The following is a 16,280-nucleotide window of genomic DNA, read 5'->3' as shown; positions in this document are numbered from 1 at the left end:
TACCTATGTATGAGAGAAAACAAGGCACGGGCAATATGTCCGCGCCTTGTTTTAAAAAGCAGTGATAAAAATTATTCTGTAACTTTAGCGTTTTCAACTAAGAAGTCGATTGTTTTTTGCATACGGATATCGTTTTCAAGTGCGCCAGTACCACCAAGTGCTGTACGAATTTGTTCAGCAGTCATGTTGAATTGACCAGACATTTTTTCGATTTCAGCATTTACTTCTTCTTCAGAAGCTGTTAGGCCTTCTGCTTCAGCGATCGCTTCAAGTGTCAAGGAAACTTTCACACGCTTGTTAGCATCTTCAATCATTTGTGCACGAAGTGCGTTTTCGTCTTGACCTGAGAATTGGTAGTAAAGGTCAAGGTTCATACCTTGTGATTGTAAACGTTGTGCGAAGTCATTTAACATACGATCTACTTCTGCATCAATCATTGCTTGAGGAATATCGATTGTTGCGTTTTCAGCAACTTTCTCAACTAACTCATCTTTGAATCCAGCTTCAGCCGCATTTTTCTTTTCTTCAATTGCTTGTACTTTTAATTTCGTACGAAGAGCATCGATACCTTCAATTTCGCTATCGATTTCTTTTGCAAAATCATCGTTTAATTCAGGAAGTTCTTTTCCTTTTACTTCTTTCACAGTTACTTTGAAAGTAGCTTCTTTACCAGCAAGTTCAGCTGCATGGTATTCTTCAGGGAAAGTAACAACTACATCTTTTTGTTCGCCAGCTTTTAAGCCAACCAATTGCTCTTCGAAACCTGGAATGAATGATCCAGAACCAATTTCAAGTGCGTGGTCTTCACCAGCGCCGCCTTCAAATGCTTCTTCTCCAAGGAATCCTTCGAAATCGATAACAGCTGTATCGCCTTCAACGATTGCTTCGTCTTCTTTAACAACTAGCTCAGCCAAACGTGTTTGTTGTTCTTTTAATTGAGCTTCGATGTCTTCATCAGTTACATTTGAGTCTTGTTTAGAAACTTCAATGCCTTTGTAATCTCCAAGAGTTACTTCAGGACGTACTGTAACAGTAGCTTTGAAAATCAAGTTTTCACCTTGCTCCATTTTTTCGATGTCGATTTCCGGACGATCAACAGGATCGATTCCAGCTTCTTCAACTGCTGAAGCATATGCATCAGGTAGAATGAAATCTAAAGCATCTTGGTATAAAGACTCAGCACCAAAACGTTGTTCGAACATTTTACGTGGCATTTTCCCTTTACGGAAACCTGGTACGTTGATTTCTTTAACAACCTTTTTGAAAGCTTTATCTAAACCTTCATTAACTTTTGCTGCTTCAACTTCTACAGTTAGAATACCTGTGTTACCTTCTTGTTTTTCCCATTTCACTGACATATATTCAACCTCCATCATTAATTTCAATTGTTTAGTATCATTCTTATCTATGATTTTGACAACCATTCTAGTATAGCATAACCGCCGATACTTTCAACTTTTTTCACATGTTCCGCATTTCGAAGAGGACATCAATCCTAACGAGCAGGTCATACAACTTCCCTTCGCAAGTCACTTCTTCCCCTAACATGCCACCTACGTAATTTATATAAGCTTCAGCCACTTCTTGCTCATCGAACGAAAACCATTCAAATGGATACGTTGCAAATGAGTGACGAATGATTAAATCATGAACCATTTCCAGTTTGGTTGGATTTTGAATGAGGTCATCTTCCGTCATGTTTAGGACAGCTTCGACCATCGGTGTTTGGGAAGGGTCTAACAGCTCTTTAGGGATAATATCAGTTCGATAACCGAACTTTTCAATGGTTATGTTCCGATCTATTCTTTTGTGTACCATCAATAACAATGCGAAGGATTTCGTTATGGGTGATATTAGGTCATCTTCAATAATGGTCACCAGTTCATTTTCTATTGGCGTCAGATCTTCCCCTTCCAGTTCAACCAATAGTTGCTGTTGCTTATCTTCTGGGAAACGAGAAAATGTTTCGTATTGAAATAAGCTTGCATCAATTTGATTGTTATGAGGAACATCTTCCAATATCCGATCACTTTTTTGTTTGGCCACACGTTCATTCAATGTGAGAAGTTGTTCAAATTTATCTATTTTATCTTCAGAAACAACGCCTTCTTCAAGCAATGATTCCAAAATTTCTTTTACCTCACCGAACTGGCGTAGCTCCATCAGGATCGTTACATACAACTCCATCGTTTCAAAGTAATAGGTAGGACCTAATTTCAAAAGTTCCTCACAAACTGTCTTAGCCTCAGTGAATTCCCGAATTTCATACAATGAATATGCATAGACACCCAGTGTTTGTTCATCAGCTTCTATGTATGTCAGGGCCTGTCTAATTGAATCCACTGCTAAATCATATTGAAAATCTTCAGCATGTTTCAGTCCTTCGGATATGAGTCTGTCCACCATGCCCGGAAAGACAATGATGTTTTCTTTTTTTTGAAGTTTTCCGTACTTTTTTCGCAATGTGGATTCCGCCTTTCTCTTGCGTTTATAGTAGCACAAATTGAAAAAAGGATGTGCTTCTCAGCACATCCTTTCTTCATTATTTGTATTCTTCTTGGAGTAAAAACTCAATCAGTGATTAAAAACCGAATTCAGCTTGTTGTTCACTAGTAATATCTTCATACGTGTCTTCGTCATAGCTTGAGCTGATAATGAACTTCAATGATTTCAATTCATCAACATTGCTGGTGGTAAAAACTCCGATTGTTCCTTCATGTTTGGTCTTCCCATAAAAAGTACTATCAAAGCCATTTTCTTCCCAAATGAAGTCATTGCCCATTGCATCCAGTTGCTCGCCCGTATTCGTAACGATTGTACTGATTCCGTTCCATCCAATATTTTTATCAGATGTATTTTCAGCTGAATAATTTATTTGAATATAATTAAGTTCCTCTGGCAATTCCGAAGCATTCATGAATTGGAGTAAATAGTCTGTGTTATCAGGATGAATATCTGTTAGTTGGATGACTTTCATGTTTGTCACAACAACTTTTACAGGTGCTATGTCCACACTTTGATTGACCTCTTTAATTTTCAGCAATTCTACAGAAGTTCCATCCTCTTCCTTCACTTTTTGCCCAACTTCTGTTAAAAGTACTCGGCCATTTTCATCCGTTACCGGTTCGCTGACATCTTCTTTTTTATTGGAAACTTCTTTCTGTTCCGCTTTTGAAGGATCGACTTCTTTAGCAGTTGTTTGATCTTCACTGCACCCCACTAAAACTCCGGTGACAAGCAAAATTAATGGAAGCAATGCTTTTAATGTTTTTTTCACGCTATGTACTCTCCCTGGTCCAAAAATGTAAAATTATAGTGATTTCTTATAATCTTCAAAACTCATATTAAAAGACTGTAATATAATTGTAAAGATATTTTAATATAGTAATTCCTTCCTCTAAATCCTGTAAAATGGAAATTTACATGTAAAAGAAAATGGGTATGTTAATTTTCACGGTTGATATTACAGAAAGAAGGAATCTGTGCCCTTTCCGCGGACGAACTGGCAAGCCTCCTCGCTCGTACCTCTCTGCGGGGTCTTGCCAGCCCGTTTTTCCGCAGGAGTGGCCCAGATTCCTTACTATTAACAATATGGTTATTAGACGATAGAAAAACCACGTTAAATAATGTTGTTGATATAAATAGGAAGAGTGCATTTGCGCATAGCATGTAAGCTAAGCCCCGACATCGTGTCGGAACGCCTTCATGAGCCACTTCGTGTGGGCCCAATCGTGAGACCCACAAGTATGTGATTTTCATACTTGTTGGCTCATGCGGAACGCAAGTTTACATTAAACAACCGTACCTTTTAACAGAGCAAAGATAATAAGAAAAGAGTGTGCATTTATGCACACTCCTTCATGATTTTTCAAACTGGAATTGTAATCGTGAAAGTAGTTCCTTTACCTTTTTTACTTTCAACATCAATTTTACCTTTAACTTTGCAGATCGTTCCATACACCATTAACATACCAAGGCCTGTACCTTCTTTTTTTGTTGAGTAATAAGGTTTGCCCAAATTCTTTATTTCATCCTCCGTCATTCCAATGCCACTATCTTTAACGGTTAAGATAATGTTTTGATCGAAATCACATACCTCAATTGTCAAAATTCCACCGTTTTCTTTCATTGCTTCTATTCCATTTTTTAATAAATTCAAAAGACACTGTTGCATTTGATTTTTATCGTATTTCAACTTCAGTGTATTTGTAAAATTACATTCAATTTCGACACGATTCATTTTAGCATAAGGCATTAGAATATTTTTCACGTACCTAAATTCTTCTTCTAAATTGGCATACACCATGTTTTCAGATTGCGGTTTCGCAAATGCTAGAAAATCACTCACAATTTGTTCGGCACGTTCCAATTCTTTCAACGAATAATCGATGTACATTTTTTCATCTACCGATACATTCTTTGATTCCTTCAATAGCTGCAAGAAACCATTGGTCACAGTCAGAGGGTTTCTAATCTCATGCGACACACTTGCCGTAAGCTCACTCATCACATGAAGCCGTTCTGCGTGAAGGAAATTTTCGCGGCTCTTAATATTATCGAGTGCTTTTTCGATCATCAACATAATCAGGATAATGACAACAACATGAGTGGTAAGGGAATAAAATGCCAGCAACCAGAACTCCTGTGTTAATACATCAAAAAATGTACTGAGCGTCGTTAAGTAAAATCCCATCGTGAATATCGCTGCCGAAACACCAATAAGTATTCGTTTTTGCGTGTTTACTCGAAGAAATATTTTACTCCAAAAAGGCACAATCATGAAAATGGAGGATGAAAATAAAAGGGATTGAATTGTTCCCTCCCCACCAATCATAAAACGATAAACGTTCAAGACGAAAAAAAGAGGCAGAACCTTCCAATAACCTCCATATAATGCAACGATAATAAACGGGATATACCGCAAATCAAAAATAAAACCTATATCCAGATGAATGGGATACACCATACATAAAATCATCGAAATCATGGCAAAGGCAATGAGAAATACAATATTATAAAAATGTTTGCGATTATCAAAGAAAATCACGAACAACAGTAGAGGGAAAATTAAAAATAAGATATTTAACAACAACGTTTCTAACACTGAATTTCCTCCTTTCCATGGAACCAAAGTTCTTCTAGGGAGAATTATACTTCTTCCGCAACAGACATTTCCAATATGTCGAATTTTGTAATAAAAAAACTTCTTTACCAAAGTGAAGTCACATGCGTTATGTGATCAATTCACTTTTAGATAAAGAAGGTTTTATTCTTGTCTGGTTTTTTCTAAAAATATTGTCGGAATTGATAAGTAATCATCTGCGTAATGTATATTCTTACACTGTTTATTAAGTGATTTGTTTATTCTAATATTTACAGTGCTGTTAAATTTTTTCGGATCAAAATAATAACATCTGTCTGTATCTGGACAGTAAACACAATACAAGTCTATTTGATTTTTATCAACTGGATTTTCGCAATACCCTTTAGAAGTACTATAAGACGAGCTAAATCTTACAAATAGAAAGCCTTTAGAGTTTATACTTCTATATTTGACCTGAATTCGAATGAAGTCTCCATCTTTATAAGCAACAAGATCAAATGGAGTATGTTCTGATAATGGAGTAAGAATCAAATAACCTTTTGAACATAAGTCCGCTTGCGCTTTAAGTACACCTAAATCCCCTTTGTTTTTTGTATGATGCTCCATAACACACCACCTCAAAGTTTTTAGTTTACCTATTGTTAGTCATATTTCCAAGGACAACCATTGACTAAGAGTTGCTATAGGATTTAACGTGAAGCCCTATTTTCTGAACAATTTGGACATTTTTTCTGATTACTACCTTTAAATTTAGTAAAAGTTTTTTCAAAATTATTTCCACATGAACATTTAAACAGCAATTTTTGAGAGTATCCTACATACTCTTTAGAAAGTAATTCACAATCTGAATTCTTCTTGACATATTCTCTGATATTTTCAATAGTCCACTTTTTATTCACATTAACACCCTCCAATAGATACTGGTTCCGAATTTTAACACAGGAAGAAGTTTCGGATACCTTCTTTACAATTTGGTACGTGACTACCTAATCTTTCTGATTACCCTATTATATCATCACTTCAACAACTCTGTTTTAGACTCAAATATATTTCATCAGCAAATGGATTGAATCATTGAATGCCTAGTGTTTGGCACAAAAAAACCTCCTAAATATAATAGAAGGTTTTTTCCGTACTGTTTTAATTTCGTCCCAGGAGGACATCTACAATAGTAGAAAACTTCTTATATAACAAGTTTATTAAGTATTCTTGTGTAAAAAATGTGTAAAATTATTTTAATCAGGAAACCTATTACGGAACTATAATAGCATAACACTGATTGCTATCCCTACTTTACCTCTATTCGTGGAAAAGCTGTTCTCCAAATTAATATTAGCATTCGTGGTTAATTATTAAATATGTAAGGTTTCAATAGAATGATGAGAGTGGAGTATGAAACCTCAACAATATATGTTTTGTTAAGGTTTTGATATAAAAAAAAGGAACCCTCTATAGGATTCCATATTTCTTGTAAAATTTATTACTCATCGTTTTGTACCGTATCTTCTTGAACGCCTTGGTCTTCAGAAGGATTTTCAGGTAATAACTTTACTGTGTTTTCAATTAATTTTCGTGATTCATTTGGATCCGGGAAAACTTGTTTTGTTTCTTCAGGAGCATTAAGAGCCGTATGAATTTCTGTTCCTTTGTGGAGTAATTCAGCTAATTTTTGGATTGAGTGTGATAATTGACCATGATATTCGTTTTGGTTTCCATTTATATCAAATTCATCCATTAAGAGTTTTGCGTTCAATCTTGATTGTGTTTTAATGTTATCTTCTAGAGCTTTCAACACTAATTGTTTTGCAGCAGAATCTATTTCAAGTGCAGTTATTGTATGTTGTGATTGTTTTAATTGTAAATATTGGTTTTGTAAAAAATTGTACGCACTAGTTATCATTCTCCCTAAAAATAAAACAGAAGCTTGATTTTCTAATACAATTTCTATCCAACTTGATCCAGTATCAAAATTTTGAAATCTAACTGTACTTTTGTACTCATTTATTAGAGATTGATTAAGTATTTTGTCAATATCCTTAACAAATGTTGAAACCTGTGATAAATCAGTGTATGGAGGTAATTTTATACTTACTGAATTTTCATCTTGGTTCGGGATAGATTCCTTTAGTGCTTGAATCACAGCAATAACTTTTACTCTCATGGTATTAACAATTTTAATTAAACTATTTAATCCTTCGTTGTCAACAAGCACTCTATCGGATTTATCATTAAATATATGTCCAAGATTCTCATTTAAATGCTGAATATCTTCCTCCAAAAATCCAAGGCCCTCTATATTCTTTATTGATTTATACAATTTTGTAAAGTCGGTTATTTCATATCTGTTATTTGTAATAACATGATTTACATTTAAAAAGTACACATTGTCTTGAAGTAATTTCACCTTTTCTCTAAGTCTCATATCTTTATCCCCTTTAAACTTTTTAATTCAGACTTTTTTAATATAGCAATGATTTACAAATAATGAAGCCTTTCGACAAATTTAGACAAAAAAGACCACTCATAAGAGTGTTCTCGAAAGTTTTCTATCTTGCCAGTAATGTATCCACGATCAATCGCTTCCCACAACACTTCATGGGAGTCTTCCTTCGTAAACGTTCCATTTACAAGCTTTTCTCGCCACACCGTACCAAGTGCCGGATCCTTTTCTTCGAATCTATTCAACACGCGCAGTAATGCATTCGTTAGTAGTCAATTTTAATAGATCACTCAATGGAATTCCCTCCTCTTTTTCAATTGTCGCGGTACCTTTGACTACAGGCTCCAACGCTTCAAATAATGCCTTTTCAATTTCATTTCTAAACGAAACGCCACGACCTTCATCTAAAACCCGGTGTGGGCAGTTTTTACCTGACCAATCATTGTGGTATCATACTCGTTCCATACCCCAACCGCGACGTTATAAGATTAATACAACTAATTTAATAGCATTGATTTCAGCTTGTTTGTATCGTGAATCTCCACTTTTCGAAAACAGATTTCAATGTGGATAGACTTTCGATTACCAGGACCGTTCGCACCATCTCCTGCAGCAAACACATTTCGATTTTCAGGAATGATTTGAACGGCTTCTGTATGGACTACTGCGTAATGGAATGATGTCGCGGTATTGTTATTACTCATGAACTTTGATTCGTTTTCGGCCGTTGCATCATTCCAGGTGTTATGGATGGTGATATGTTCAGGTTCCATTATAAAAGGAGATTTCAGTTTCACTTTATCGGCCGGTAATGTTCGATGTCTGATATTAATTCCAACCATCACTTCTCACCTTCTTTTTATTCAGCATTCACTTTCGTCCCAATGAGTTCTTCGCCAATTTGTTACTGCAAGCCGGAAGAAATTTATCAGACTCGCTTCAATAACCTTCAGTTTTTCTGCCAGGTTTGTCGGTACCAAAACATCCAGCTGCGCTAAATTCTCCAGGATTGACGATCCCTCATTTGCGATATAAAAAATGACAGCCGAATAAGTGATTGCTCCCCCCATCCCCAGTATTTGATCAATCATATTGGCTAAGATAATCACACCAAATACAAACATTTTACGAGCATATCCAAACAGACTTTTACGGCTCCACAAGTTACCGTTCTTGATAGCTTTTGCGATGCCTGTCAAAATGTCGATAAACATGAGCAATGCCAGTAAGTATAGAAATTTTCACATCCCCGAATAAGTAAAAGCGTACTACATCCAAATGTTCCAAACTGAATCCCCCTGAGTTTAAAAGTAATGTGTACATTTTCATCATCCCTTCTGTTTTGGGTATACAAAAAGAACGCCCGGATGGACGTCCTTGAATGTTTTTATTAGATTGGAGTTGGAGCAATCATGCTCACATTGTTTGGTTAAGGACTGTATCACCAATCACAACAAATTGTTTCGTTTGATCGTTGATTAATGTAGATAAACCTGATGCGTCGTAATTTATGTGCGCTTGTAATACGACGCTTTCATTCGTGTAGACATCATATTTTTCACCGACAGGCGTTTCAAGCTCGCTGTATACTGGCAGGAACCCTTTATGTTTTGTTTGTTTAACACGATATTTGAAATGGCAGTTCTTAATTCGCGAGCATTTAATTTTCCTGCGAATACGGACAATTCTTCATTTAATGAGACCGTGATGTTAAAACCTCGATAGTTTTGAATTTCAATGCGTATATCGCGAACCCTTTCCCTAAATTAAGTTCCATCAGAAACACCTCCATAAATCTCATTTTGCGATTTATTATCTTTATAATATCTTCTCGAAATGAGAATGTTAACATTTTTATTCTCTATTTGCGATTTATTATTTCGCAATTAGAGAATATAGGTTATAACTAAGAATAGAGATAAATTTAACTACATTTTATAGGTATTTTTTTAGAAAGGAGATTTCTTATGGCCGTAGAATATCTATTAGTTATAGGGAAAAACATCAAAAGACTAAGATTATCAAGAAATATAACTCAGAAGAAATTTGCAGAAATAATTGGCGTTAAACCAAATACCCTATCTGGTTATGAATCCGGGAAAAGAACTCCTGACCCAAAAGACTTTAGACTTTATTACGAACTACTTTGAAGTTACGACCGATTACTTGCTGGGTCGTACGAATAATACCGAAATAGTAAATTATTAGACAAATGACATTGGCAAAGAAGGATGGCAGCTAGCGATACATCAGGACTCTCTGAGTACCAACAAGCAGTTTTGGAATGGGTCTTCAGCCGCGAACATGCTCACTTCAGCAAGAAAAAGAAGATGTATTGGAGATGTTTGAGGTCATGTACGAAAAGATAAAGGATAAATAATAAATTATAAGATTTGATGAGTATGTTTGGCATGCTCATTTTATTTTACCGATTCACTTCAAATAAATAGCAATTTTAACTTAAACAGACAAGGATGTTATTACCATTTGTAATAACAAAGAAAAATAAAAGTGGTGGAGGAATCAAGATGAAAATGAACTTTTACGAAGTGTATGACTATCGCGCATTTACAGCCCCGGCCGAGATTCATAAAGCTGTCAATTCATTAATCGGAATGCTTAAAGGTGTTCAATTCGACGTTGTAGTTAACGAGGATGAGTTGTCCGAAGTTGTAAACTGGTGCAGCCTTCACCGCCGTTTTGAATCTAGGTTCCCTTTTTCTGAAATCATTCCTGTAATTGATGAAGCATTAAGTGACCATCAATTAACGAATGAAGAGATTCAAGATATCTTGTGGCTTTGTGAGAATGTTGTTCATCATGATGGGTTTAAAAATTTTTATGATTTAATCACTTCTTCCCTTCAACAATTACATGGAATCATACACGGGATAATGTCTGACAACAAAATAAATGAAAAAGAAATCGATCAGTTATCTGAATGGATGGAAGATCGTGATTTATTAAAAGGGTTCTATCCATTTGATGAAATCTATAGCTTACTGGTTGCAGCAAAAAAAGATGGTGTCATAACTGAAGATGAGAAAAACATGTTAAAAGCCTTTTTTGGCAACTTCATAGATTCCAGGACTTCTTACAACGTAAACGAAATTGAAATAAAGGATTTACAAAGCAAATACTCAGTTGGTGGAATTTGCGCGGTATGTCCTGACATTACATTTGAAAACAAAACGTTTTCATTCACTGGTATATCTGGTAAGGCCAAGCGCAGCGAAATTGCAGAAACTATTTTGAGTCAGGGTGGCCTTTTTAATAATAATGTCACCAAAAAGACAGATTACTTAATTGTAGGCGATGACGGCAATCCTTGTTGGGCCTTTTCTTGCTACGGCAGAAAAGTTGAAAAAGCCGTACAACTTCGAAAAGAAGGCTCTCAAATTATCATTGTTCATGAAAATGATTTTTGGGATGAGTTACATTAATAAGTGGTTATGAAAAACGAAATGTTTGAGGTCATCTACGCGAAGGTGAAGGATAAATAATAAAACATAAAGAATAACTACGTACAAGGAGTGTTTTTGGTGGCTTATATACAACGTTTAAATGTGGATTCATTCTTAACAGTAATTGGAAAAGATACCCCTGCAGTTTCAGAACCGATAAAAGTTCTGTGCGACGATAATAATTCATATATATTGAAAACCGATCAAATTTTCGATGAGACGTCCAAAACTTATTTACACTTTGATTGTACTTTTGTTAACGAATTTTTATCCTACTGTATAGCTAAGCATATTGGCGTTCCAACACCTGAAGCAGCTATTGCGAATGTTGATAAAGATTTTATCGATGCGAATCTCTTCCTAAAATTCCAAGGGCGATTTTCAGAAGGAGATCATTTTGCAAGTTTCTTTTTAGAAAAATGTGAAGGCAATCTCATGGAGGATTATTTAACACTCCACACCGAAGGAAAAAGTCATCTTAAAAAACCATGGAATAAATTCTTTGGGGATTTGGGAAATCCAGAAGATATACCTTTAATTATATGTTTCGACCTATTAATAGCTAACTTTGATAGATTTCGTCATTCAAGTAATTTGTTAGTTCAAAACGATGATAACAGACGAATATTTGTAATTGATCAAGGACATGCTTTTAATGGACCTTATTGGAATACATCTAAGGCATCCATACGGCAAATGCAAGGATTACCCTCACATGAATATATAACGGGATACACTAACTTACATTTTCTTCACAATCAGCAATCCCGTGCACAAGGAATCTTTAACTTAAGTGGATTTGGTGATATATTTAGAGCGCTTGATAATTATATTGATGTTTCGGATATTAATAACCACTCATTTATTGAACCTATCAAACGAATAAAAACTATTGATGCAAAATTAATTACTGACTGGTTAAATGATATTCCGGATAGTTGGTATGTCAATAAGCCTGTTCAAGTGGATTTCTACCGTAGTTTTCTTTTAACTCAAATTCAGTTTATGCCTGGTATTATTCAACATATGGCAAACACATCAGCATTTGGAAGTAGAACTGGAGGTATATTATCATGGAACGCGCAAAGTACTGGTACTCAATAATAAGTTACTGGCCCGACAAGTTGAAAAACGAATCATTAAATGTTGGCGTTATAGTGCATAATCCAGATAGTAGGTATGTAAAATGGTTTCTAATTGATGAAAAGAATAAAAAACTTAAAAGTATTTTAACAAACCATGTTTTGGTCGAAGAGTATAAAGTAAGAAAAGCGCTTTTCGACTATAAATTAGAAAAGTCTGTGGACAATAAGTCTTTATTGGACTATCCTCTAGACCATCCGGAACTTCTTCGAATAATTGATTCGGAAGTTCCGACATACTTTAAAATGACCAAGCACCAATTAATTAAGTCATCTAACATTGATATGACTTTTCACAGATTACTCGAAATTTATATTGACAGGCTTTTTATAAATAATGGAATAGTTACAAAAAGTGTTAAACAAGAAGTAAGAGACGTTTTCGAGTCGAGAAATTTACTCGGAGTTAAAGTAAAGCATGATGTATCCATAACTCCAGTAAAAGAACTTGAAAACTTACAGTATAAAATAGATTTTGTTTACAAAAACTCCAATTTGCATTTAGTTCAAACACTCCCTACAAACTTATCGCATTTAAATGAATGGTTTTCTAAATTAAAACTACTTCAGTCTGAGTACAAAGACTCCTATGAAATTGAGATAATTTATAACGAGGAAGTGAATAGTCATCCTCGTGATGTTAAAAATATTTTAACCTACTTGAATCGTAGTGATAACACGGAAATAATTAAGTTGAATACAAAAGAATTTAATAATTTTTGTGTCCATATCTCTAACGACAGTTTACCTATTCAAGAATTTGAGGCAGACTTATTAGCAATGTGACTGTCGTATAATGTCGAAAAAACCTACCTTTCCATCGGTAGGTTTTTTGTTATATTAATAAGAACGAATGTTCGTTAAATTGGAGGGGTTATATGAAAGCAAAGACACATTTAGAATATCGCATCCAAGAACGTATATCTCAATTGATATTTCACAAGTACGGCAATTTTATCTTGAGACGGTATCCAGTCGTATGGGTATTGCGTGCGAGTTTATTCCGTTTGACTCTACACGTATTGATCAAACGATTTTCATTGATGAGCGACTCACAAAACAGGAACAAGGGCAATCTTTCGCTCACGAGGTAGCTCATATTCGATACCACATCGGAAATCAATTAATCTTGCCAATTTCGTTATCGCAATGGCAGGAATGGTGTGCACATAGTTTTATGTTGGAGTTCTGTGTGCCTCGGTTCATGCTGGAAAAATGCATACAAGAACATCCCGATATGCATCCAATTGAAATGATTGTAAAAAAACTCAATTTTACCTATGAATTTGCATTGCAACGTTTCCGTCGATATCAAATGAATTTGTACCAACATACTCCCCTTTTGTGACGTTACCTTCAATTAAACTTGGTTATGAAAGGTGGTACGTTCATGGCTAGCATTACGAGGGAGTACCTGGCAATATACAGTCAGTCGAATGGTTGATGGTTGATGGTTGATGGTAAATCAAAACCGATTCGAAAAGGCGGATATAAAACAAAAAAGAGGCAACCATTGCTGCAGCTGAAATAGAGTCGGACCTGCAGAGAGGCATATTGCCGAATTTAAAATCCGAGTCATTTTGTGCTTACTTTAGAGAATGGTTGAATGTTTATAAAATCAAAAACAACCCCATCACCTTTACGCGCTATTTAAGCACTCATAAGACGCTTTTAGAGAGTTTGGCGGTAAACCTATACAAGCCATTACAAAACTGAAATATCAAGCGTTTCTGAACAAATACGCACTTACTCATGCGAAAGATACAACAAGGAAATTGAATACACATATATGTGCATGTGTTAGAGATGCAATAGATGAAGGTTTAATAAGAATCGACTTTACAAGGTCTGCCGTATTAACAGGTGAGAATCCCACAAAACGTCCAGAAGAAAAACATCTGGAGTACATCGAGAGTGAACGTCTTATGGAGGCTCTGTATTTGCGTTTGGAGCGTAGTTTAGGGTATTACTTACTTTTAAGCTCTGACATCAGGAATGCGGTTTGGGGAGCTTGTGGGGCTTACACGAAAGGATTTCGATTTTGTGAACAATACAATCAACATAAATAAGTCATGGGACTATAAAAACGGAACCGGATTCGGAAAAACTAAAAATGAACAATCGATACGAGTTCTGGATATGGATTCTGAGACGATGACTGTTTTCAATAAACTTTTCCAATCGACTGAAACAATTTATCTTTACCTTGTATTTTTTATCTCACAATCCAAAAGATGTGTACTGACAAATGAACTCGTTAATAAGCTGCTCAAGAACACGTTGAAAGAATTGAAAATTGATCCTATTAGCTTGCATGGGTTACGGCATACTCATGCGAGCGTTCTCCTCTACCGTCGTATTTCGATTTATAAGGAATTAAGAGAAGAAGATACAATGACAACAGTTCAGACTTTTGTCAGTATGAGAAAAAGACTCGTCAATGTGTAAAAAATGTGTAAAAAAATTTCAAAACCAATCGTTTTCTATGTACTTCATTGGTATTGACAACAAAAAGAAAAACACTTCAAATCCTTATATATCAAGGGTTGAAGTGTTTTTCTCTTGTTACTAAACTAAATCTAATTAGTCCTATCTACGTCCCAGGAGGGATTCGAACCCCCGACCGACGCCTTAGCTTACCACTATAGCTTTCGCTACCAATGAACATTGTTTGTAGTCTGGACTATATCTTCACCATTGCAGGTGCGACACGTGGGATTAGAACCTTTTCCGAACCATGACCGTTATTATCTTCTCTTCCTATTATAAAAGAAGATTATTATATTACAACGTTTTTTCCGATGGATTATGGTTAGCTTTATGAAATTCCGAAAAACATTGGGTGTCACTATGAAGTAAAAACCTCAATGAGCCTTAGCTCACTATCAATTATAAAAACCTTAATTTGATAAGTTCTGGATCTTGGCTACCTTGTTGGTTAAGATAATATAAAGTAATCTCACCATCTGAGCTTACTTTCAACACTTTTGAACCGTATAAATGTGCGGAAAGAGCAGCAGTACTCCTTGCACCAGTTTCTCCATCAGCATGTTCATGCGAGTTAACTATTGCTCCGAATGCTAAAACTTTCCCTGTTTCATTCAAAACTAGAGCTCCATCCACGGATGCGAGTTCTAAAATTAGTTGTTTTGACACAACATCAGATCGAGCAGAAGATAAATCTATTTTTTCAAGTCTTTCAGATAACACTTGATGTAAAGTTGAGCCATTTTCAATTAAGCTGGAATGATTGCTTATTATTTCTTTATATGTCCCTTGATTATCAATGATAATTAACGCTCCATGCCTTCTATAACTCAAATCAAATAATATTTCAAAAAGATTACATCCAACTCTATAATTACTTACTCCTACATAGTCAACTAGTGAATTTTTTAATGATGGAGAATCATAAATTTTCCATTCACCTTTGCGACTTGAGGCTAAAAGTCCATTTTTGTTATAAATTATTAAATCTCCACGTTTTGTCTTAGTAATTCCACACTCTCCTTCTTCGAGTATTGATTGGTAAGGATATAAAAATTCCGGTATAAGTTTGTAATCTTCTTTTATTACTATCTCATTCCATTTCACATAGTCGTAATCAATAAAAGTCCATCCATTACCTACTCTAAAATAGGTATATTGAGTTTCAGCTAATACATCTATTATTTTTTGATTGTTATCCTCAAACAGACTCAATGTACCGTTTCGGTTCGAATCATAAATATATGTAAATCCAATAGAGGCATTCTCATATGTTCTGGATTCCAAGGATCTACTATAATCAAAAATTTCTTCCCAATCTCCTTTATAGCCCTTTTCAAGCAACCACTCTTTAACAAATCTTGATTGTATTAAATCTTTATCAATAATTTTAGATCCAGTAGTAGGTTTACTTAACAATTCTGCTGCTATGCTTAGGCATTTATCTTTCCATCTATGCAATTGGGGAGTTGGATTTCTATTAGAAGAAATCCAATAAGAATCCCCGCAAAAATTCACATTAAAATCATGTGGCGCTTGTCCCATAGCAATATACCACTGAGGAACCGTGTTTACTATAAGTCTGTAATAATCTTCAGTTGATATCATAAATAACATAACTCCCTCGAATTCAAAAATTTGTT

18 protein-coding genes are annotated in these 16,280 nt (G+C 35.1%); 7 read left to right on the top strand and 11 right to left on the bottom strand.

What is annotated here, in order from left to right; translation table 11 throughout:
* Positions 1–71 precede the first annotated feature (71 nt).
* The 10 genes from tig to MHH33_RS07085 form a co-directional block, all read right to left on the bottom strand.
* Positions 72–1,358, bottom strand: a complete 1,287-nt coding sequence (gene tig, locus MHH33_RS07130; protein WP_342543347.1) for a trigger factor — start codon at positions 1,356–1,358, stop codon at positions 72–74.
* A 103-nt stretch (positions 1,359–1,461) separates the two neighbouring features.
* Positions 1,462–2,463 carry a hypothetical protein gene (locus MHH33_RS07125; RefSeq protein ID WP_342543346.1) on the bottom strand — a complete coding sequence of 334 codons (1,002 nt, stop codon included), beginning with the start codon at positions 2,461–2,463 and terminating at the stop codon, positions 1,462–1,464.
* A gap of 118 nt (positions 2,464–2,581) precedes the next feature.
* Positions 2,582–3,277, bottom strand: coding sequence for a hypothetical protein (locus MHH33_RS07120; protein ID WP_342543345.1), 696 nt, complete (start codon positions 3,275–3,277; stop codon positions 2,582–2,584).
* Between the two features lie 591 nt (positions 3,278–3,868).
* Entirely contained in the window at positions 3,869–5,104 is a 1,236-nt protein-coding gene (locus tag MHH33_RS07115) for an ATP-binding protein (RefSeq protein ID WP_342543344.1), read from the bottom strand.
* A gap of 162 nt (positions 5,105–5,266) precedes the next feature.
* A complete protein-coding gene (locus tag MHH33_RS07110; protein ID WP_342543343.1) occupies positions 5,267–5,710 on the bottom strand; it encodes a group I intron-associated PD-(D/E)XK endonuclease in 444 nt (147 codons plus the stop codon).
* 83 nt (positions 5,711–5,793) lie between these two features.
* Positions 5,794–6,003 carry a hypothetical protein gene (locus MHH33_RS07105; RefSeq protein ID WP_342543342.1) on the bottom strand — a complete coding sequence of 70 codons (210 nt, stop codon included), beginning with the start codon at positions 6,001–6,003 and terminating at the stop codon, positions 5,794–5,796.
* Between the two features lie 581 nt (positions 6,004–6,584).
* A complete protein-coding gene (locus tag MHH33_RS07100; RefSeq protein WP_342543341.1) occupies positions 6,585–7,526 on the bottom strand; it encodes a hypothetical protein in 942 nt (313 codons plus the stop codon).
* A gap of 53 nt (positions 7,527–7,579) precedes the next feature.
* Positions 7,580–7,789 carry a hypothetical protein gene (locus MHH33_RS07095; RefSeq protein WP_342543340.1) on the bottom strand — a complete coding sequence of 70 codons (210 nt, stop codon included), beginning with the start codon at positions 7,787–7,789 and terminating at the stop codon, positions 7,580–7,582.
* A 252-nt stretch (positions 7,790–8,041) separates the two neighbouring features.
* Entirely contained in the window at positions 8,042–8,386 is a 345-nt protein-coding gene (locus MHH33_RS07090; protein ID WP_342543339.1) for an N-acetylmuramoyl-L-alanine amidase, read from the bottom strand.
* 21 nt (positions 8,387–8,407) lie between these two features.
* Positions 8,408–8,758: a phage holin family protein gene (locus tag MHH33_RS07085; protein WP_342543338.1), complete on the bottom strand. Its 351-nt coding sequence runs from the start codon at positions 8,756–8,758 to the stop codon at positions 8,408–8,410.
* A gap of 753 nt (positions 8,759–9,511) precedes the next feature.
* Here MHH33_RS07085 and MHH33_RS07080 point away from each other — a divergent pair.
* The 7 genes from MHH33_RS07080 to MHH33_RS07050 all read left to right on the top strand — a co-directional run bounded on the left by MHH33_RS07080 (position 9,512) and on the right by MHH33_RS07050 (position 14,598).
* Positions 9,512–9,694, top strand: coding sequence for a helix-turn-helix transcriptional regulator (locus MHH33_RS07080; protein ID WP_342543337.1), 183 nt, complete (start codon positions 9,512–9,514; stop codon positions 9,692–9,694).
* 378 nt (positions 9,695–10,072) lie between these two features.
* On the top strand, positions 10,073–10,987 hold the full coding sequence (locus MHH33_RS07075) for a BRCT domain-containing protein (protein ID WP_342543336.1): 915 nt from the start codon (positions 10,073–10,075) through the stop codon (positions 10,985–10,987).
* A 99-nt stretch (positions 10,988–11,086) separates the two neighbouring features.
* Positions 11,087–12,112, top strand: a complete 1,026-nt coding sequence (locus MHH33_RS07070; RefSeq protein ID WP_342543335.1) for a hypothetical protein — start codon at positions 11,087–11,089, stop codon at positions 12,110–12,112.
* Positions 12,082–12,936: a DUF3037 domain-containing protein gene (locus tag MHH33_RS07065; protein ID WP_342543334.1), complete on the top strand. Its 855-nt coding sequence runs from the start codon at positions 12,082–12,084 to the stop codon at positions 12,934–12,936. Before MHH33_RS07070 ends, MHH33_RS07065 begins: the two co-directional genes overlap by 31 nt.
* Positions 12,937–13,003: 67 nt before the next feature.
* Positions 13,004–13,498, top strand: a complete 495-nt coding sequence (locus MHH33_RS07060; RefSeq protein WP_342543333.1) for an ImmA/IrrE family metallo-endopeptidase — start codon at positions 13,004–13,006, stop codon at positions 13,496–13,498.
* A 427-nt stretch (positions 13,499–13,925) separates the two neighbouring features.
* Positions 13,926–14,219, top strand: a complete 294-nt coding sequence (locus tag MHH33_RS07055; RefSeq protein WP_342543332.1) for a hypothetical protein — start codon at positions 13,926–13,928, stop codon at positions 14,217–14,219.
* Positions 14,194–14,598: a hypothetical protein gene (locus MHH33_RS07050; protein ID WP_342543331.1), complete on the top strand. Its 405-nt coding sequence runs from the start codon at positions 14,194–14,196 to the stop codon at positions 14,596–14,598. Before MHH33_RS07055 ends, MHH33_RS07050 begins: the two co-directional genes overlap by 26 nt.
* A gap of 441 nt (positions 14,599–15,039) precedes the next feature.
* On the opposite strand, the gene MHH33_RS07045 is transcribed toward MHH33_RS07050, so the two are convergent.
* The gene (locus tag MHH33_RS07045; RefSeq protein WP_342543330.1) at positions 15,040–16,245 is read right to left on the bottom strand and encodes a DNA integrity scanning protein DisA nucleotide-binding domain protein; all 1,206 of its coding nucleotides are present in this window, start codon (positions 16,243–16,245) and stop codon (positions 15,040–15,042) included.
* Positions 16,246–16,280 lie beyond the last annotated feature (35 nt).

It is taken from the genome of Paenisporosarcina sp. FSL H8-0542 (assembly GCF_038632915.1).
Classification (GTDB): domain Bacteria; phylum Bacillota; class Bacilli; order Bacillales_A; family Planococcaceae; genus Paenisporosarcina.
The sequence above is the reverse complement of the archived record's forward strand: the minus strand, read 5'-3'. Positions and strand labels throughout refer to the sequence as shown.